Origin of the sequence: Mesorhizobium sp. Mes31 (genome assembly GCF_024519675.1) — a bacterium.
Taxonomy (GTDB): Bacteria; Pseudomonadota; Alphaproteobacteria; order Rhizobiales; family Rhizobiaceae; genus Mesorhizobium.
This window is the reverse complement of the sequence record NZ_JALJRL010000012.1, coordinates 35165-54015: the sequence shown is the minus strand read 5'-3', so window position 1 is coordinate 54015 and position 18851 is coordinate 35165. Positions and strand designations below refer to the sequence as shown.

Below are 18851 nucleotides of genomic sequence, written 5' to 3'. Positions count from 1 at the left end.
TTTCCGCATCGTGCGGATAGCTTCTAGGCTGGTTACGGCATCCGCGTCAGACGGCCAGCCGGTGGGAGGAAATCATGACCGACACGACGTCCAACCCGCAGGCCGACATCGCGCGTGCGTCGGAGCTCAGCGTGGTCGCCCGGTTTCTCAAGGCAACCGAGATCGACACCCGCATGCTCGGCATGATCGGTGCCCTGTTGCTGATCTGGACCGGTCTGCATGTCATTTCCAGCCTGCGCCTCGGCGTCAATCCGCTCGATTTCGACAGCCGTACCTTTCTCACGCCACGCAATCTGTGGAACCTGTCGGTGCAGACGTCGGCGGTCGCCATCATGGCCTGCGGCATGGTGCTGGTCATCGTCATGCGCAACATCGACCTGTCGGTCGGCTCCGCCGAGGGGCTGATCGGCATGGTGATGGGCTTTGCGCAAGTGCATTTCCTGGTGCGGTTTGTCGGGCTCGAACTCGGCAATCCCTGGATATGGATCCTGGCGCTGGTCATCGGCCTGGCGCTCGGCCTCCTGATCGGGGCCTTTCAGGGCTTCATAATCGCCTATCTCGAGGTGCCAGCCTTCATCGTCACGCTGGGCGGCCTGCTGGTCTGGCGCGGTGCCGCCTGGTGGGTCACCAGCGGCCAGACGGTGGCGCCGCTTGACGCCACCTTCCAGCTGATGGGCGGCGGTCCGGCGGGATCGATCGGCGCAACCTGGAGCTGGATCGTCGGTATCGTCGCGTGCCTTGCCGTGGTGTTTGCGCTGTTCAACGGGCGGGTGCAGCGCAAGCGGTTTCGTTTTCCGCTGCGTCCGATCTGGGCCGAAACGCTGCTTGGCGTGGTCACCTGCGCCGTCATCATGGGCGCCGTGTGGCTCGCCAATTCCTATCCCTGGCCGATCGGCATCGTGAACAGATACGCGGCCGCCAACAACATCACCGTTCCCGAAGGCGGCCTGTTCATCGCCCATGGCATCGCCATACCGGTGCTGATGGCGATCGCCGTCGGCCTGATCATGACCTTCATCACCAACCGCACGCGTTTCGGCCGCTATGTCTTTGCCATCGGCGGTAATCCCGAGGCCGCCAACCTCGCCGGCATCAACACGCGCTGGATCACCATGAAGGTGTTCATGATCATGGGCGTGCTGGCGACGGTTGCCGCGGCGATCTCCTCGGCGCGGCAGAATTCATCGACCAACGTGCTCGGCACGCTCGACGAACTGCTGGTCATCGCCGCTGCCGTCATTGGCGGCACGTCGCTTGCCGGCGGATCGGGAACGATCATCGGCGCCATGCTTGGCGCGCTGCTGATGCAGTCGCTGCAGTCCGGCATGGTGTTGCTTGGCGTCGACTCGCCGTTGCAGAGCATCGTCGTCGGCGCCGTGCTGGTCATCGCCGTCTGGCTCGACACCGTCTATCGCAAACGCGTTTAGGGAGGAGAAGCGACCATGGACAAGACCGCTCCCGCCGGCACGCCGCTGATCGATATGCGCAACATCTCGATCGCCTTTGGCGGCATTCGCGCCGTCGACGACGCCTCGATCGATCTTTTCCCCGGCGAGGTCGTGGCGCTGCTCGGCCACAACGGCGCCGGCAAGTCGACATTGATCAAGATCCTGTCGGGCGCCTACAAGCGCGATTCAGGGCATATCTTCGTGAACGGCGAGGAGGCATCGATCTCCAACCCGCGCGACGCCAAGAGATACGGCATCGAGACGATCTACCAGACGCTGGCGCTGGCCGACAATGTCGACGCCGCCGCCAATCTGTTCCTTGGCCGCGAGCTGATGACCGCCTGGGGCACGCTCGACGACGTTGCCATGGAAGCCGAGGCGCGCAAGGTTATGGGCCGGCTCAATCCCCGCTTCCAGCGCTTCAAGGAGCCGGTCATCAAGCTGTCGGGCGGACAGCGGCAGTCGGTGGCGATCGCGCGCGCGATCCTGTTCAATGCGCGCATCCTGATCATGGACGAGCCGACGGCGGCACTTGGTCCGCAGGAAACCGCGCAGGTCGGCGAACTGGTCAAGCAGCTCAAGTCCGACGGCATCGGCATCTTCCTGATCAGTCACGACATCCACGATGTGTTCGACCTTGCCGACCGGGTCTGCGTGATGAAGAACGGCCAGGTAGTCGGTACCGCGCGCACCACCGACGTGACCCAAGACGAGGTGCTTGGCATGATCATTCTGGGCAAATGTCCTCCCGGCGCCATTCCCGGACCGGGCGCGCTGAAGATCGCCGCCTAGAGCCGGTTCCATCCCGATAGGATCGGGATGGCGCTCTATCGCGGTTTGAGCAAGATCTTTTCCAGAACCGGATTCCATTTTTCGGAATCATGCTCCAGATTGCGGCGAGCAATACCGCCCTGCCAGAACGACGGGGGCCGCTGGTTGCCGATGACGTGATGTGCCAGGCGTCAGGATGGCTTGGCGTTGCCATTGTGTTGGCACGGCGACTTGCCCATAAAGGTCCGATATTGCTCAGGGACCGCGTCATCCGTTGAAGAAGCTTTTCCCAATCGTCGCGTTCATCGCCGTTGCGCTGATCAGCATGACGATGGCGGGGTTTGCCTATTTCGCGACGCAGGAGGCCGCCCACATCAAGTTCGAAGCGGCGGCCGACGACGCACTCAACCGGATCGAGAGCCGCATCGACCTGCAGCTGTCGCTGCTGCGGTCGACGCAGGCCCTGTTCGACGCCCGCAACGGCGACATTTCGCAGAACGAGTTCAAGGCGTTCTTCAACGCGCTGGATGTCGACAACAATTTTGCCGGCTTGCGTGGCATCGGCTTTCTCAGACTGGCCAAGGCGGGCGACGAGGCGGCGATCGAACGCGATATCCTGCACGACCATGGCGTCAGCCATCCTGTCTATCCGGACACCACACAGCCCTGGCGCGCGCCCATCGTGCTTTTCGAGCCGCTGGATCCGTCCAACCAGACCAGTATCGGCTACGACATGTTCACCGAACCGGTGCGGCGCGAAGCGATCGAAAAGGCAATGTCCGATGATCAGCAGCACGCCAGCGGGCTGGTGCAACTGGGCCAGGGTACGGGTGCGGCGCAGACCTTCACCGGCTTCCTCGTCTTCGTGCGGCTCAATGTCGAAACCGCACCCGAGGTCATCAATGCGTCGAGATCCTCCACGGCCGGCTTTCTCTATGCGGCGTTTCGGGCCCGTGACCTGTTCCAGATCGCGCTCAGCCGCTCGCCTCTGCTGCCGGTCAATACCGAGATCTATGACGGCGCGGTGGGTGGCGACAATCTCTTGTTCCGCTCGGAGACGCCGCCGGCTTCCTCGTTCGGCGACAGGCTGCTGGTGACCCGCAAGATCGTGGTGGCCGGCCGGCCGTGGACCGTCCTGTTCCGGCCGACAAGCGCCTTCTCGCAGCCGTCGTCGCGTGCCATTCCGGTGATGCTGGGACTGTTCGGCCTGCTGCTGGCAGGCGCCATAGCGCTGGTGGCGCGCTATCAGGAGCGGGCCTATGAGGCGGCTTCGCGCCTGCACGAGACGACCGAAAAGAGCCTGATCGAAAAAGACCTGATGCTGCAGGAGATGAAGCATCGCATCAAGAATTCGATCACCCGGGTGCTGGCGATCGCGCGCCAGACGGCTTCGCGGGCCACCGACGTCAACGAGTTTTCATCATCCTTCGCGGCCAGGCTGCAGGCGATGGCGGCGTCCCAGGACATGCTGACGCGCTCGCGCTGGCAGAAGGCCGATCTCGGCGATCTGCTGCGCATCGAACTTGGTCAGGTGTTCGGCAAGGAACTGCCCGAAGGGCTGTTGTCGGGACCGGAGGTGCTGCTCGACGAAACCACGACGCAGGCGCTCGGCCTCACGTTCCACGAACTGGCGACGAATGCGTTGAAATATGGCGAAGCCGGCAATTCGGTTGGCGCGCTCAAGGTCGACTGGTCACTCGAAGGGCGCGGAAACGAGAGGACGCTTGCTCTCAACTGGCGCGAAACCGGGCAGAAGAAATTCGAAGCGCCGGCCAATACAGGCTTCGGCACCAAGCTGATCGACCTGAACGTCACGCGCGAGCTGCGAGGCACGATCAAGCGCGATTTTCAAGCCAATGGGCTGAACGTGGAAATAAGAATTCCGCTAACGGGTTGAAAACCTGTTAGCCGGCATCGACGACTATGCCGTCCGGCCACGAAAACCCGGAGACGGCAAGGCCGGCCTCCGGGTCGACGTTTCGATTATCGCTGAATTAGTTGCAGCGGGCGGTGTAGATCCGGCCGCGATGATCGCGATACTGGCAATAGCCGTTCTGCAGCCTGCGAACCAGCAGGCCGGAGCCGGCACCGACTGCCGCACCGATCAGCGCGCCCTTGCCGCCGCCGACCAAGCCGCCGATACCGGCGCCGATCAAGGTGCCGCCAGCGACATCCTGCTCGGTGCTGGTGCAGCCGCTGACGGCAACCACCGCAACCATGGCAATAATCATCTTCCGCATAGAGTCACTCCTCACTTTGTGTCCTCACTTTAGCAAGTGCCAGCCGCCATTTAGCACGAAATATCGGCCTTTGCTGCTGGAATTTATTGTTGGCGAAGATAGTCTTTTTCTGGGCGCGCTCCGTTCGATGCCATCACCAGGTCGGAAACTGCCAGAGAAGCGTCGAGCGTGCCATCCGGACGCACGTTCCAGACGATCTGATCGTAGTCGTCTTCCAGCGCCGGATCGACGGCAAGGCATTTGGCAATGATGTGCTCTGCCTGGCCCTGTACGTCGCCCATGGCGAACGGCCGCTCCGAAACGCATTGGTCGGCTGTTGCGAAAACGCTTACAGGCACCGGCAATTCATGGCAGTCGGCCATCGTGTTCGAGCAGCCGATGACCAGCAACAATGCAGCGATGTGTTCCATGGCGACATGTCCTCTCGCCATAGTAACGGTCCATGGTCGCCAAAGTTCCTCTGCTGTCGGGCCGTTCAGCGAATTAAGAGGCGCGCCGGGCCGCGGGCGCCGCCATCACGGCACGGTGGGACCGCGTTAGTGGACTTCAGTAGGCCAGCGGGAGGAGGACGACCGCGACGATCACCGCGGCCAGAACCATAGCGACAAGGCGCAGCGAGACGCGAGGAGCGGGAGCTAGCGGCGGCGCGGATGCTTCGGAGTCCTGAAACTCGCCCATCGAGACACGAGCGGCCTGCTCCAGTCTGTTCATGTCGGCAACCGTCAAGGCATCCCTCCCACACCGTCCCGCAAGCCCTGCTGCGCAAATGTTCGGCGATGCTGCAGTTCCGGCGGTCCCTGGGAAAAACAGCATCTGCTTTCATGGTGAACAGCCGGTTAAGGAACTGACGAGCGCGGGCGCTCATTCCGTCTCGAAATTGCCGTGCGGAACGACAAGGCGGTATTCGAGGCGTCCGGGCTCTATCTCAAGGGTCGCCGTTCCGTTCAGTGACGCGGGCACCACACGCTCGAGCGCGACGCTGCCGAAGCGCTTCTGGTTGCGCTCGGTGTCGTTGGTTCCTATCGCTTCGGCCCAGGTCAACGCCAGCGCGGTACCGCCGGCCGCGGCCGTCAGATCGGCTGTCACTTCTACGAAGCCGTTTGCCCGCGACAGGGCGCCATAGCTGACCGAATTGACGGCGAGTTCATGCATGGCAAGGCCGATATGGAGAGCAGCGTTGGGATTGAGATAGGGATTTGCCCCGCGGAAGCGCAGGCCGTGCGACGGATCCACTCCGTTCCGGCCGACCTGGCCCGACACCAGTTCGTGAAGGGCCGCGCCTCGCCAGTTGGAGGAGGTTACCAGGTCCTGGGACGAGGCCAGCGATTGCAGCCGGCCGCGAAAGCGTGTCAGGAAATCAGTGATGCCATCGGAGTAGCGCCCGGTCTGGGTGGCTATGCTCTGAATGATCGCCAACAGATTCTTCGAACGATGACTGACTTCGCGCAACAGCGTCGTCAGGGTCTGCTCACGGCGTTTCTGCTCGGTCGTTTCAACCATGGTGGTGACGACACCCTGCACCGAGCCGCCATCGCCATGATCGGCGTCGACCCACACCTGAAACCAGCGGAAGCCGTCTTCGGCGGGAACACTGATTTCGAGGCGTTGTGGATTGCCGGATGCGATGACATCGCGCTTGGCCGCGCCGATGCGGTCGGCCTGCGCCGCCGGCAGGACGCCGCTGCCGTCAGTGGTGTCGGAGACCCAGGGTGCGCGCATGTTGCGCGCCCATACGGTTTTCATCTCCCGATCCTGATAGAGAACGGAAATGCCGGCATTGTGCAACGCGTGGAGCAGAGCCCGGCCAAGCTGCATGCCAGTCTCGGCGGGATGCAGGGCAATGACTTCGTCGCCCTGCCCGTCGTCTTTCATGTCTCCGGTCTTGGAATGCATCGGTCAACCTGTCCACCCAGTTCAGGCTGAACGGCTCACCGTCAAATGGGTTCCCAAAACAGGTTTCCGAAAACCAGGCTGCAAAAAGCGGTCCGCCGAGCGGTGTCCTTTGCAGGATACCGCCCGGCGGTGGCTGGAAACCGTTTGAGGGGTGCGGCTTCCAGTGTTCGGTCGCCTCTTCGTCACGACGCCCGTTTGAACAGGCCGGCAAGAAGCGAGATGATCAGGAAGGCGAGAAAGATGAAAAACAATATCTGGGCTATGCCGGCCGAGGTGCCGGCGATGCCGCCGAAACCAAGCGCGCCGGCGATGATCGCCACGACGAGAAATACGAGCGCCCAGTAGAGCATGATCCATCTCCTTCGAATGGTGCAATAAAAACGTGGATAGATGCGGTTTGTTCCACCATTTGCCGAAAAAGACGACCCCCCGCGGAGCCGTGGCGCCGAGATAAAGATCAGGCGCGGGTTCGCACCGCCGCCCATGCCTTGCTTCGGCTGCGTGGTTCGCTTCTACGGGTGTTCGGCAAACGGGGGCGTTGCTGCGGGCAACGCCCTGCGCGCTATGCGGCGGCTTTCGCCTGGCGATCGAAGAAAAGCGCCTGGCTGATCAGCGCCTTGACCATATCGGGATTGAACGGCTTGGTGACCAGGAAGGCCGGTTCGGGGCGCTCACCGGTCAAGAGACGCTCGGGAAACGCGGTGATGAATATGACCGGCACCGATGTCGATGACAGGATTTCGTTCACGGCCTCAATGCCCGAACTGCCGTCGGCGAGCTGGATGTCGGCGAGCACCATCTTCGGCCGCATCTTGCCGAACATCATCACCGCCTCGGCATGGGTGCGCGCCGTTCCGACGACGCGATGGCCGAGGCTCTCGACCATCTCTTCTATGTCCATGGCGATCAGCGGCTCATCCTCGATGATCAGCACATCGGTTGCCACCTGGCGGGAAATCTCGTTGCTTGCCTGAGCAAGCAGCTCTGAAAACTCCTGGTCGCCGACATCGAGGATCTCGGCTGCCTCATCCTCCGTGAAACCCTCGACGGCCACGAGCAGGAAGGCCTGGCGGGGGCGCGGTGCAAGCGCATTCAGATTGGCCGCGGCGCGCTGTTCCCATGCCGATTGCGCCTGCTCCTGCGGAACGCGGATGGCCACCGATGTGAAGAGCTTGGCGAAAACCTTATATAGAGCGATGCGGTCGTTCGATGCCTCGGGAAAGATGTCGACATCGGCGATGATGGCTTCGAGCATCGCGGCGACCAGCGCGTCACCACTCTCCTGCGATCCGGAAACAGCCCGCGAGAAGCGGCGCAGGAACGGCAGATGTGGTGCGATGGTGGCGGATAAGCTCATGGTAAGACGTCTCCCTCAGAATGACGTGATTGCATAGGTTGCAGGTCAAGCTGATTGCAAGCCCCAACAAACAACGCGGGTTGCGCAAGAAAGTTCCGGCCTTGCATGGAACTAATGCGCCGGGACGGCGTTTGAGTGCGGGATGGGCGACCAGACCATGATGCCGCTGGCGTTGTGTCGAGTAATGATGTGAGCGGCTTTGGTGCTGGGAATACAAGGGCGAAATGAAGGATATGACGAAAGATATTCTGGCTGGCGTCGCGGGTAGGCGCCGGGACGGTTCCGGTGACCCGCTTGGGCCGAATTCCGAAATCGGACGCAAACTCAAACAATATTACGACGAGCTGGTCTCCGACGATGTGCCGGATCGCTTCGCCCAGTTGCTCAGCCAACTGGAACAGGCCGAACCCGCACAGAAGAAGGACTGAGGCATGGCAGCGGTCTCCCAAGGCTTCAAGACCGATCTGCTTGGGGCAATCCCGAGCTTGCGCGCCTTTGCCGTCTCGCTGGCGCAAAATGCCGACAAGGCCGACGACCTGGTCCAGGAAACGCTGGTCAAGGCCTGGGACAAGCATGAGAGCTTCCAGCCCGGCACCAATATCAAGGCATGGCTTTTCACCATCCTGCGCAACGAATTCTATTCGCAGATGCGCAAGCGCGGACGCGAGGTGCAGGACAGTGACGGCATCATGACGGCAAGGCTTGCCGTTCATCCGGCCCAGCACGGTCAGCTCGACCTGAAGGATTTTCGCGGCGCCCTCGAACAATTGCCGGAAGACCAGCGCGAAGCCATCATCCTGATCGGAGCGTCGGGCTTCTCCTACGAGGAGGCGGCCGAGATCTGCGGTTGCGCGGTCGGGACGATCAAGAGCCGTGTCAGCCGGGCCCGCACGCGATTGCAGGAGATCCTGAAGATCTCCGGGGAGGACGAGTATGGTCCGGATGCGATTTCGGCCCAGGTAACGGGATCGCCGGCCCATTGACCTGGGAACTGGCTCAGGAGGCCGGATCGGGTTTCAATCAGCAGAACCGAGCCCGCAGGCAGTCGCGACCGCTTGCACGAGGTCTTCACCCGAATAGGGTTTGCCGACCAGCCTGACGCCCGGAAAGGATGCCTTGATTTCATCGGCATCCGAATAGCCCGAAGCAAACACGAACGGGACGCCCGCCGCGCGCAGGGCCGAGGCGAAATCGAGGGTCGAGGTGCCGCCCAGCATGAGGTCGACGATGGCCGCGTCGAATTGCTTGGCGACCTGCCGGTCATCGATCTCGGCCAGATCGCGGGCGATCACCACCTCGCCCGCGCCATGGTCGCGGCAAAGCTGCTCGACATCCATGGCGATGAGAAATTCATCCTCCAGGACCAGAATCCGCAATCCGTCAAGCAAAGGGGGCACAGGCAGGGGACTCCTTGAAACGCACGGAGTCATGATCGTTATTTGGCGAGCTGTCATTTAAAAAAGACATGTGGTCGAGAGCGGAACCTCGATCCTTGCAACGCGTTTGAAACTCAGCCCTTCTTTCTTCGAAAGAGCGGGCTTCGAAGAGGGGTCGAAATGTCGGGCCAGAACGGTCGCGCTGTCTCCAGCCGCCAGCATCCGTGCGAGAAATGCCCGTTGCGGCCATTGCCGGTTTTCCGCGAGTTCGAAAAACAGGAACTGGCCTTCATCAGCACATTCAAAAAGGGCGAACTCTCCGTCGACAAGGGCGCCACGGTGCTGGTGGAGGGCAGCCATAGCGCTCACCTCTACACCGTGCTCTCCGGCTGGGCGTTCCGCTACAAGCTGTTGCGGGACGGTCGCCGCCAGATCCTCAACTATCTCATGCCCGGCGATCTGATCGGCCTGCAAGGCAGTGTCATGGGCGAGATGCAGCATTCCGTCGAAGCCCTGTCGCCGATGCTGCTTTGCGTTTTCGAACGCGAGCATCTCCACGAGCTCTACCGCAATCATCCGGGGCTGGCCTACGACATCACCTGGATCGCTTCGCGTGAAGAACGCATGCTGGACGAGAACCTGCTCAGCATCGGCCGCCGTAGCGCGATCGAGCGGGCCGCCTATCTCATCGCCTTCATCGGCAGCCGGGCCAGGGTGGTCGGGCTGAACGGCAAGCAATCCATTCAGATACCGGTCACCCAACAACACATCGCCGATACGCTTGGCCTGTCGCTGGTTCACACCAACAAGACGATCCGCAAGCTGATGGATCGAAAGCTGGTCGTCTGGCGTGACGGCGGTTGCGAGGTCATCGACAATGAAGGACTCAAGAGGCTCGCCGGCTGGGACGGGCTTGGCGAGGCGCGCCGGCCGCTGATCTGACGAACCACCTTTTTACCAAGGGATTGGCGCATCAGGTGCGCGCGCTCATGTTTTCAGGTACTTTGTCCCGGTCTCGGAACCTTGAGACGTGCGGTGCGTTTGAAATCAAGCAATCACAAGGAGTTAAGCAATGGCAGCTACCGCAGGTAAGACAGCAAGCGAGGGCCGGGCGAGTGCGGATCTCGAAGCCGATATCAGGCAGTTGAAGGCCGATATCGAAAAGCTCACCAAGCAGTTGGCCAAGACCAGCGAGCACGGTTATGGCACTGCCCGCCGCGCGGCCACCGAAGGGGTCGAGCAGTTGCGTGCCCAGGGCGAAGCCGCGTTTGACAGCCTGCGCAGCAACGCCAAGGATATCGAAGCACAGATGATGGCAAGCGTGCGCGAAAAGCCGGTAACGTCACTGGCAATCGCCGCCGGCGTCGGCTTCCTCTTCGCGCTTCTCGCGCGTCGCTAGTCCCGCCGATGGGACTGCTGGTATCCCTGATCTCGGGTTTCGCCTCGGGTGAAACCGCAGCCGCCATGCGCCGTGCGCGCACGGCGGCCATCATCTATGTGCTGGCCATGCTGGCAGCGCTTTGCGGTCTCGGCTTTCTGGTCGGCGCGGCCTATATCTGGGTGGCGGCCCGCTACGGATCGCTGGCGGCAGCACTTGGCTTCGGCGCCGGCTTTCTGATCATCGCCGGGCTGATCCCGTTGATCCATCAGTTGATGTCTGGCTTCCGCGCCCGCCGCGAGGCGAGACGACGCAATGCCGACATGAAGATGATCGGCATCACCGCCGCGCTCGCCGTGCTGCCGGCGCTGCTCAAGGGAAAAGCCGGTCTCGGCCTCATTCTGGGGCCGGCGGCGGCGCTCGTGGCCTACGCCATCTACCGCGAAAACGTGAAACCCGACGACCCGGATGAAGACGAACGGAGATAAAGAAAGCCGGTTTTCCACTTTTCGGGATGAAGGCCGGTCACTTCGACAGATCTTCCAGCGGCATGGATATTTCGGCAAACACGCCTTCCGGTCGGAACTCATGCGTCACCTCGCTCGAGATGACCTTGGCAAGGCTGCGGCGGATGAGGATCGAGCCGAAGCCGTGTCGCTCGGGCGGGGCAACCTCAGGACCGCCGCTTTCGCGCCACGTCAGCACAAGGCGTCGGTCACCCTTCCTGCCTTGCGCCTTCCAGTTTAGATCAACCTTGCCGGACGCCACCGACAGCGAGCCATATTGCAGCGCATTGCTGGCCAGTTCATGCAGGATCAGGCCAAGTCCGACGGCCTGGTCGGGCGACAGCAACAGGTCGGCGCCGGAGATCGTCATGCGCGGCTGCTCGGCGGTTTCGAAAGGCTTCACCTCGATCTGGACGAGTTCGCGGATGCCGATGCCACGCCACTCGCGGTCGGACAAGAGGTTGTGGGCGATGCCGAGGGCCTGAAGCCGGGCGCCGAAGGCCGCGAGGAACTCGCTCGGTTGGCGGGCATGGCGCACGGTCTGCGTCGCCAGCGCCTGGACGGTCGCCAGCGTGTTCTTGACGCGGTGGTTGAGCTCACGCAGCAGCAGCCGCTGCCGCTCGTCGCCAAGCTTGCGTTCGGTGATGTCATAGTTGACGCCGAAAATCAGCGTCGGCTTGCCGTCGCCATCGCGCTCGATGACACGGCCGCGCGTGGCGAGCCACCGCGGCGGATGAAAGCCCTTCACCCGGTATTCGCCAAAATAGTCGTCGCTGCCGGTCAAGGCATCGCGGAAGCGGGTCTCGGTCTGGTAGACGTCGCGGGGATCGATGGCGGTGAGGATGTCGCGCGCCCGCAGCCGGTTCGAGCGCGGCAGGTTGAAAAGCTCCGACAGCAAGGTGTCACATTCGATGACGTCGCCGCGGATATCCCATGCCCAACTGGCCAGCGACGCCGCATCGAGCGCGATGGCGCGCCGTTTCTCCTCGCGCGCCAGTGCCGCCTCGGCGATGGCGCCGCTGCGGGTGGCATCCTTCAAGGTGAACAGGCTGCCAGCGAGGCCGGCGAGCGCCTTCAACTGGTCCAACTTCGCGCGGGATGGAAAGGCATGCGGCTTGCGGTCGAGCACGCACAGCGTGCCGATCCGGACGCCAGCCACGATCATCGGCGCGCCCGCGTAGAAGCGGACGTGATGCTTGCCGGTGACCAGCGGGTTGGCCTTGAAACGTGGGTCGATCGTTGCATCCGCCACCACCATCGGCTCGTCGCCAGCTGCGATCGCATGGGCGCAGAAGGAGATGTCGGTCGCGGTTTCAGTCTCGTCCAGGCCGATGCAGGACTTGAACCATTGCCGCTCTATGTCGACGAGCGTGACCAGAGCGATAGGCGCCCGCATCACCACCGCGGCAAGACTGCTTATGTGGTCGAAATCCGGGTCGGACGCCGTGTCCAGCATCTGCAGCCCGTGCAACACGGCCAGCCGGTCTTCGTCCTCTACCGCACGCGCAACTTCGGCCGGCAAACCCGGCACTGTTTTCGTCCTGCTATTCACCCAGGTCCCCAATGCCCCTTCTTGGTCTTCGCCGCAGCTTCACGGTCCGCCAGCCCCGCGCCGGCCCGCTGGCCCGGAACCATCGTAGCGAGGAACCGTTACCCGACCATGTTGTTTTGCCGGACGCGCCAGCTGGCGCGAAACGATGCGAGGGCCGCCCATGATCAAGATCATTCCTGAGGACAAAGCTCGTCAGGGACGCTGGGGCCGACACGGCCTGCGCATTCTGATCGCAGCGTTGCTGCTGGCCTTCGTCGCGTGGGGCGGCGCCGAGATTTATGGCGAGTTGATCAAGAAGGACACGACCCAGCAAGGCAATGCTCCCAGCGAGTAGGGTGTCGGCTGCGATGGGTTCGGATCGCATCAGGCAGCCTTTGCCTCGACGATGCTGGCCGGCACCAGGACATTCAATGCGCCAGGCTGGATCTCGATCGTCGTCTCACGGTCAAGCCCGACCAGTTCACCGTCCATGACGGCGCGGAATTTCCTGATGCCCGAATGGATCTTCAGGACCGCTCGGTCAGCCTGATGGATTTCGACATGCTCGTTGTCGCGCCACTTGCCACGCGCCACGTTGAAGAAGAATTTGACCAGTTCGGCGCGCTGCCGCGCCACCGTGACGTAGACGCCAAGCACGCCACCCGCCGGGTTGTCGGCGTAAGGCAAGTGACCTTCGCCGAACAGATTGTTGGTGATGCCGATGCCGGTTATGCGGGCCGTCATCTCGGCTTCGCCGATGCGGAGCGTCACGTTCATCGCCGGTGGGTTGTTGATCGTCGCCCAGGCTGCCTTGGCCGAAGCGCGGATCTTTCCGAGGCGCGAACCGAATTCCATCCCCTGGCGCAGTTGCACCATCCTGGCATGCATGCCGATCGAGAACTGGTGGACGAAGGGCCGGCCATCGGCCGTGGCCATGTCGACCGCGATGATTTCGCCATCGGCAAAAGATTTCAGCGCGGCATCGAGGGATTGGGGAATGCCCAGCCCGCGCGCGAACAGGTTCATGGTGCCGGCCGGCAATATGGCAAGCGCCTTCTTCTTGCCCATCAGCCGGGCGGCGGCCGCGGAAATGGTTCCGTCTCCGCCACCGGCCAGCACGACATCGACGGAGCGGCGCGAAGCGGCATTGTCGAGCGCTTCGACCACGTCCTTGCCGGTAACAATATCAATGGCGAGAGAGTGACCTGCCGTCTCCAGGGTCTGATGCATCCTGTCGGAGAAGGCGGCAAGATCGGTGGTGCGCAAGGTGCCGCCGTCCCGGTTCAGCACCGCTGCAAATTTCATGCCCCGCTCCGCTTTTGTCAGCCCAATTTGGGCCGGGACACGCCCAGCCGCAGGCTGAAACGCGGCGAAGGAGGAAAAGTTCCGAGGAGGCCGCGCAATTCGGCGGCGTGTATTTTGACCGGCGCGCAACTGTCGCGCGTCCTCGTCACGAAAACGGCAGCGTTTTTGTCGGAACAACAGCATGGTCACGACGTTGTGAACTTGTACAAGACGCCGCGTCCGATCTCCCTAGCGACAGTTCAATCGGGCGCGGCGTGCACGAAATCACGCACGAGGAGAGACTATCATGACCCGCAATCTCTTAGCCACGACAGCACTCATAGCGCTGGTCGCGACCGGGGCCCATGCGCAGAATGCGACAACTCCGGCGCCCGCGCAGACCCCTGCCGTTCAGGAGCCGGCCGCCGCTCCAGCAGCGCGCGCCGAAGGCAGCATCGTCACCAACATCATCGGCGAATCCGTGTACAATGGCACCGGCGATGACGCAGAGGACATCGGCAAGGTCAGCGACGTCGTCTTCGACAAGGATGGTATGGCGAAATCCGTCATCATCGGTGTCGGTGGCTTTCTCGGTGTGGGAGCGAAGAATGTCGCTTTCGACTATGACAAGTTGCAGTGGGCCGAGAAAAATGGCGACCGCTGGCTGGTTGCCCAGACGACCAAGGATGAGTTGACGGCGCAGCCCGAGTTCGACAGCAAGCCGTACGGCCCGGCGCCAGCGCCCGCGGCGTCGACTGATGCAACGGCTCCGACGGGGCCAGCGACAACGGACACCGCACAGAAGCCCGTCGACATGAATGCGGCCACGGCCGAGCCCGTGAAGCGTGCGGATGGCAATCTGGCTACCAACATCATCGGCGAAACCGTCTACAACGGCACAGGCGATGACGCGCAGAATATCGGCAGCGTCAACGACATCGTGCTGACGAGGGAAGGCAAGGCGCAATCGCTGGTCATTGGCGTTGGCGGCTTCCTTGGCCTCGGCGCCAAGAACGTCGCCTATGATTTCGGCAAGGCCCAGTGGGCCGAGAAGAACGGCGACCGCTGGTTGGTGGCACAGACCACCAAGGAAGAATTGCAGGCGCAGCCGGATTTCAACCGCAAGGCCTATGATCCGGTGCCGGCAACGACGGCTTCCAATGAGCCTGCAGCAACCGCACCGGCCGCCGCACCCGCCGACACCACGGCTCCCGCCGACAAGACGGCTGCGGCTCCGGCGGCCCCCGATGCCTCGGCTCCCGACCAGACGCAGACGGCAGCGATCGACAAGTCGACATTGATCGAGATGCCTGTTGGTGAAATTCGCGGCGATGACCTGAAGGGCACGACTGTCTATGGCGCCAATGACGCCAAGGTCGGCGAGATCGGTGATGTCGTACTGACGCCCGACAAGAAGACCGATGCGGTGATCGTCGATGTCGGTGGCTTCCTCGGCATCGGCGAGAAGGAGGTCGCGGTCGGCATGGATAACCTCAAATTCATGACCGACAAGGATGGCAACAAGTACCTCTATACGACCTTCACCAAGGAACAGCTGGAGGCCCAGACCGCCTACGACAAGGGCAGCTATGCCCAGCAGCGCGACCAGCAGCGCTTGATCGTTCGATAGGGCAGTAGGCAGTAGGCAGTAGGCAGTAGGCAGTAGGCAGTAGGCAGTAGGCAGTAGGGTAACCCTCTAGCTGCCTACTGCCTAAGTCCCTGTTCCCTTACTGACATAGCCGGCGACCCCATGTTCGGTCAGTTCGGCGAGCGCCAGCGACTGGTCGAGATGTTCGGCCCGCCAGGCCAGCAGCCGCTCAGCGAATTCCAGTCGCACGATGAGATGCGTGGGGTCGGCGGCGAGATTGTTCAGTTCGCCTGCGTCTCTTTCCAGATCGAACAGCAGCGGCGGCAGGCCTCCGCCGAAATGCACATATTTGAACTTTTCGGTGCGGATGACGGCGAGGTTGCACTGGCGTGATGCGATGCCGAAATGCCGTTCGGACTCGCCGTTGGCGATCGAGCGGAAATCGAACTCCCAATGCGCGGCGTCGCGCCATCCTTCCGGTTTCTCACCCTCGATGAACGGCTTCAGCGAGTGTCCGTCGAGGTGCGGTGGAGGATCTTCGCCGAGCAGGTCGAGCAGCGTCGGCACTATGTCCACCGCTTCTGTGAAGCGATCGATGCTGGCGCCGGCGGTGTTGCCCTGACGCGGGTCGCGGATGATCAGCGGAATGTGGTAGCTGCCGTCGAAATAACCGCCTTTGCCGAGCATGAAATGGTCGCCCATCATCTCGGCGTGGTCGGAGGTCAGCACGATGATGGTGTCGTCCCACGCGCCAGCGGCCTTGACCGTTTGCCAGATGCGGCCGAGCTGCGCGTCCATTTCGGAGATCATGCCGTAATAGATCGCGCGGATGCGGCGAAAGTCGTCTTCGCTCCAATCGTGCACCTTGCCCGCGACACCAGGCCGGAACTTTGTCCGCTTCTGCAGGCCGAGCTCATAGGCGAGATAGGGATGGCTCTGCGCCTCGGCCTGCCAACTTGCCGCACGCCGGAAGGCGGGACCGTCGGCGGGATCGTAAAGGGTGTTGTATGGCTCCGGCACGACGAAGGGCGGGTGCGGGCTGATGAAGGAAAGATGGGCGAACCATGGTGCATCCCGCTCCTGCTCACCGAGCCAGCGAGAGAATTCGCCGGTTAGAAAGGCGGCCGGGGTCTCGTCCCTGGAATAGACGGGCGGTGCATTGCTGACCCTCGCGTCGGCCTTGCCGCCGTCGTTCACCGGGCGATGGATGTCGGGCGATCCGGCGCTGGCATCGATGCCCCGCTGCTTCAGCCAGGACAGCCACTGCTTCTGATGCTCGGGCAGCAACTGGCGCACCGTGAATCCAGGCAGCACGCCTTCATAGCTTTGCAGCCGTGGGTCGCCCGGCGCCAGCCGGCGCGGATCGAGCGACACATCGGTATAGCCGAACAGCGTTGGATCATAGCCGAGGCTCCGGACATAGAGCGCGATGTTGCCGTGGCGGGCATCGAGCGGCGTGCCGTTGCGGCAGACGCGGTTGTTCATCTGATAGAGGCCGGTGTAGAGGCAGGCGCGGGCGGGCGAGCAGGGCGCCGCACCACCATAGTGCCGCCGGAACAGCACACCCTCTGCCGCCAGCGCGTCGGCATTCGGCGTCTTGACAACCGGATGGCCGGCGGACGACAGGCAATCGCCGCGCCACTGGTCGCAGGTGATCAGGAGAACATTCGGGCGCCTGCTTTTTCCAGTCACTCGCGATACCCTTATCCCTGCATGATCGAACGCCGCTCATGGAACCGAATTCTGGCGCCGGCGCAAGCCTGGACCTGTTAGTCGAATGGTGAACAAATTCATGTTGGTTGTTCACTTTCTAAGCACAGTCCATTCTGTGTTTGCCGCCTTTGCCACAGGCCGCGGCGTTCTCATATTGGCGTGGACAGCGGCGAGGGCCGCACAAGCACCAAGGGAAGGAGCAAGACAATGCTCGACCAGATCAAGGGCCTGCATCACGTGACCTCGATGGCCAGGGATGCGCGCCAGAACAATGAGTTCTTCACCAGAAAACTCGGCCAGCGCCGGGTCAAAAAGACAGTCAATTTCGACGCGCCCGACGTCTACCACCTCTACTATGGCGACGAGGCCGGCACGCCGGGTTCGGTGATGACGTATTTTCCGTTCCCGAACATCGGCAAGGGCCGTCATGGCGTCGGCGAAGTCGGCACCACGGTCTACTCCGTGCCTGAAGGCACGCTCGCCTATTGGGAAAAGCGTTTCGCCGATGAAGGCGTCACCGGCCTGTCGCGCGGAGAGACGTTCGGCGAGAAGCGCCTGGCCTTTGCCGGTCCCGATGGCGATGGCTTCGCGCTGGTCGAGGACAAGGCCGACGCCAGGGTGCCGTGGGCGAAGGGCGGCATTCCCGACGACGAGGCGATCCGCGGCTTTCATTCCGTGTCGCTCCGGCTGAAGGACGGCGGCGCCACGGAAGAGCTGCTGAAGTTCATGGGCTACGAGGAGGTCGACAAGTCAGGCAATGTCAGGCGGCTGGCGGTGAAGAACGGCAACGGCGCCGATATCGTCGACATCGAATCGCTGCCGGGTGCGGCCTTCGCTGGTCTCGGCGCCGGCTCCGTCCACCATGTCGCCTTCGCCGTCGAGAACCGCGCCAAGCAGCTCGAAGTGCGCAAGGCGTTGATGGACACCGGCTACCAGGTGACGCCGGTGATCGATCGCGATTATTTCTGGGCGATCTATTTCCGCACGCCGGGCGGCGTGCTGTTCGAGGTCGCCACCAACGAGCCGGGTTTCGACCGCGACGAGGATACCGCTCATCTCGGCGAGGCGCTGAAACTGCCGACGCAGCACCAGCATCTGCGGCCCTACCTCGAACAGCACCTGCAGAAGCTGGAAGGCTGAAGCCATGAGCAAGGACGCTTACATCCACAAGCTGCTGCCCGGTTCGCCGGGCGGTCCGCTGCTCTTCGTCTTCCATGGCACCGGAGCCGACGAGAACCAGCTTCTGTCGCTGGGGCGCGATCTCGCGCCCCAGGCAACCATCATCTCGCCGCGCGGCGATGTTTCCGAACATGGCGCCGCGCGCTTCTTCCGCCGCACCGGCGAGGGCGTCTACGACATGGGCGATCTGGCGCGGGCGACGGACAAGATGGCGGGCTTCGTCAAGGCGCATGTCGAGGCGGCGAAGCCGTCGGCGGTGCTGGGCCTTGGCTATTCCAACGGCGCCAACGTCCTGGCCTCGGTGGTGTTTGCCGCGCCATTGCTGTTCGACGCCACGGCGCTGATGCATCCGCTGATACCGTTCGAGCCCCAGGTCGAGGGCAGCCTCGCCGGCCGCCATATTCTGGTGACCGCCGGCAAGCGCGATCCGATCTGCCCGCCGAACCTGACCACGCGGCTCGAAGCCTATTTGCGTGCCGACGGCGCCGATGTCACAGTGGAGTGGCATGAAGGCGGGCACGAGGTGCGGCCAAACGAGATCGAAGCGGCACGGCGGCTTTTTGCCGGTGCCACCCAAGGAGTGTAGC

The 18851-nt window shown here is 62.7% G+C and carries 22 protein-coding genes; 12 read left to right on the top strand and 10 right to left on the bottom strand.

The window, feature by feature from the left end:
- The first annotated feature begins 74 nt into the window (after positions 1-74).
- The 3 genes from NR193_RS20635 (at position 75) to NR193_RS20625 (ending at position 4116) form a co-directional block, all read left to right on the top strand.
- On the top strand, positions 75-1427 hold the full coding sequence (locus NR193_RS20635) for a sugar ABC transporter permease (protein WP_256752617.1): 1353 nt from the start codon (positions 75-77) through the stop codon (positions 1425-1427).
- Positions 1428-1442: 15 nt separating this feature from the next.
- A complete protein-coding gene (locus NR193_RS20630; RefSeq protein ID WP_256752616.1) occupies positions 1443-2240 on the top strand; it encodes an ATP-binding cassette domain-containing protein in 798 nt (265 codons plus the stop codon).
- 253 nt (positions 2241-2493) lie between these two features.
- Positions 2494-4116 (top strand): CHASE domain-containing protein, encoded by a 1623-nt coding sequence (locus NR193_RS20625; RefSeq protein ID WP_256752615.1) that lies wholly within the window; start codon positions 2494-2496, stop codon positions 4114-4116.
- Between the two features lie 97 nt (positions 4117-4213).
- On the opposite strand, the gene NR193_RS20620 is transcribed toward NR193_RS20625, so the two are convergent.
- The 6 genes from NR193_RS20620 to NR193_RS20595 form a co-directional block, all read right to left on the bottom strand.
- Positions 4214-4459: a YMGG-like glycine zipper-containing protein gene (locus NR193_RS20620; RefSeq protein WP_256752614.1), complete on the bottom strand. Its 246-nt coding sequence runs from the start codon at positions 4457-4459 to the stop codon at positions 4214-4216.
- 83 nt (positions 4460-4542) lie between these two features.
- Positions 4543-4869, bottom strand: a complete 327-nt coding sequence (locus NR193_RS20615; protein ID WP_256752613.1) for a hypothetical protein — start codon at positions 4867-4869, stop codon at positions 4543-4545.
- A 136-nt stretch (positions 4870-5005) separates the two neighbouring features.
- The gene (locus tag NR193_RS20610) at positions 5006-5185 is read right to left on the bottom strand and encodes a hypothetical protein (protein ID WP_256752612.1); all 180 of its coding nucleotides are present in this window, start codon (positions 5183-5185) and stop codon (positions 5006-5008) included.
- A gap of 135 nt (positions 5186-5320) precedes the next feature.
- On the bottom strand, positions 5321-6352 hold the full coding sequence (locus NR193_RS20605) for a sensor histidine kinase (protein WP_256752611.1): 1032 nt from the start codon (positions 6350-6352) through the stop codon (positions 5321-5323).
- Between the two features lie 182 nt (positions 6353-6534).
- Positions 6535-6702, bottom strand: a complete 168-nt coding sequence (locus tag NR193_RS20600; RefSeq protein ID WP_091578592.1) for a DUF1328 domain-containing protein — start codon at positions 6700-6702, stop codon at positions 6535-6537.
- Between the two features lie 212 nt (positions 6703-6914).
- A complete protein-coding gene (locus NR193_RS20595; RefSeq protein WP_256752610.1) occupies positions 6915-7709 on the bottom strand; it encodes a response regulator in 795 nt (264 codons plus the stop codon).
- A 224-nt stretch (positions 7710-7933) separates the two neighbouring features.
- Between NR193_RS20595 and NR193_RS20590 the strand changes: the two genes are divergently transcribed.
- The gene (locus NR193_RS20590; protein ID WP_091578589.1) at positions 7934-8137 is read left to right on the top strand and encodes a NepR family anti-sigma factor; all 204 of its coding nucleotides are present in this window, start codon (positions 7934-7936) and stop codon (positions 8135-8137) included.
- A 3-nt stretch (positions 8138-8140) separates the two neighbouring features.
- Positions 8141-8692, top strand: coding sequence for a sigma-70 family RNA polymerase sigma factor (locus NR193_RS20585; protein WP_091578588.1), 552 nt, complete (start codon positions 8141-8143; stop codon positions 8690-8692).
- A gap of 33 nt (positions 8693-8725) precedes the next feature.
- Here the strand turns inward: NR193_RS20585 and NR193_RS20580 are convergent, their stop codons facing one another.
- Positions 8726-9046, bottom strand: coding sequence for a response regulator (locus NR193_RS20580; RefSeq protein ID WP_306280369.1), 321 nt, complete (start codon positions 9044-9046; stop codon positions 8726-8728).
- 219 nt (positions 9047-9265) lie between these two features.
- On the opposite strand from NR193_RS20580, the gene NR193_RS20575 reads away from it, so the two are divergent.
- From NR193_RS20575 to NR193_RS20565, 3 genes are all read left to right on the top strand, one after another.
- On the top strand, positions 9266-10027 hold the full coding sequence (locus NR193_RS20575) for a Crp/Fnr family transcriptional regulator (protein WP_256752608.1): 762 nt from the start codon (positions 9266-9268) through the stop codon (positions 10025-10027).
- A 130-nt stretch (positions 10028-10157) separates the two neighbouring features.
- The gene (locus NR193_RS20570; RefSeq protein ID WP_256752607.1) at positions 10158-10484 is read left to right on the top strand and encodes a YqjD family protein; all 327 of its coding nucleotides are present in this window, start codon (positions 10158-10160) and stop codon (positions 10482-10484) included.
- An 8-nt stretch (positions 10485-10492) separates the two neighbouring features.
- Positions 10493-10951: a hypothetical protein gene (locus NR193_RS20565; protein WP_256752606.1), complete on the top strand. Its 459-nt coding sequence runs from the start codon at positions 10493-10495 to the stop codon at positions 10949-10951.
- 37 nt (positions 10952-10988) lie between these two features.
- Here NR193_RS20565 and NR193_RS20560 read toward each other — a convergent pair whose 3' ends face one another.
- Complete coding sequence (locus NR193_RS20560) at positions 10989-12500, bottom strand: sensor histidine kinase (protein ID WP_375162723.1); 1512 nt, start codon at positions 12498-12500, stop codon at positions 10989-10991.
- A 181-nt stretch (positions 12501-12681) separates the two neighbouring features.
- Here NR193_RS20560 and NR193_RS20555 point away from each other — a divergent pair, with 181 nt between their 5' ends.
- Positions 12682-12855, top strand: a complete 174-nt coding sequence (locus NR193_RS20555; protein WP_256752604.1) for a hypothetical protein — start codon at positions 12682-12684, stop codon at positions 12853-12855.
- A 29-nt stretch (positions 12856-12884) separates the two neighbouring features.
- Here the strand turns inward: NR193_RS20555 and NR193_RS20550 are convergent, their stop codons facing one another.
- Positions 12885-13805, bottom strand: a complete 921-nt coding sequence (locus tag NR193_RS20550) for a diacylglycerol kinase family protein (RefSeq protein WP_256752603.1) — start codon at positions 13803-13805, stop codon at positions 12885-12887.
- A gap of 286 nt (positions 13806-14091) precedes the next feature.
- Here NR193_RS20550 and NR193_RS20545 point away from each other — a divergent pair, with 286 nt between their 5' ends.
- Positions 14092-15414, top strand: a complete 1323-nt coding sequence (locus NR193_RS20545) for a PRC-barrel domain-containing protein (RefSeq protein WP_256752602.1) — start codon at positions 14092-14094, stop codon at positions 15412-15414.
- 81 nt (positions 15415-15495) lie between these two features.
- Here the strand turns inward: NR193_RS20545 and NR193_RS20540 are convergent, their stop codons facing one another.
- Entirely contained in the window at positions 15496-17064 is a 1569-nt protein-coding gene (locus NR193_RS20540; protein ID WP_256752601.1) for an alkaline phosphatase family protein, read from the bottom strand.
- Positions 17065-17292: 228 nt separating this feature from the next.
- Between NR193_RS20540 and NR193_RS20535 the strand changes: the two genes are divergently transcribed.
- Both NR193_RS20535 and NR193_RS20530 read left to right on the top strand, forming a co-directional pair.
- The gene (locus NR193_RS20535) at positions 17293-18225 is read left to right on the top strand and encodes a VOC family protein (RefSeq protein WP_256752600.1); all 933 of its coding nucleotides are present in this window, start codon (positions 17293-17295) and stop codon (positions 18223-18225) included.
- Between the two features lie 4 nt (positions 18226-18229).
- Positions 18230-18850, top strand: a complete 621-nt coding sequence (locus NR193_RS20530) for an alpha/beta hydrolase (RefSeq protein ID WP_091578572.1) — start codon at positions 18230-18232, stop codon at positions 18848-18850.
- Position 18851 lies beyond the last annotated feature (1 nt).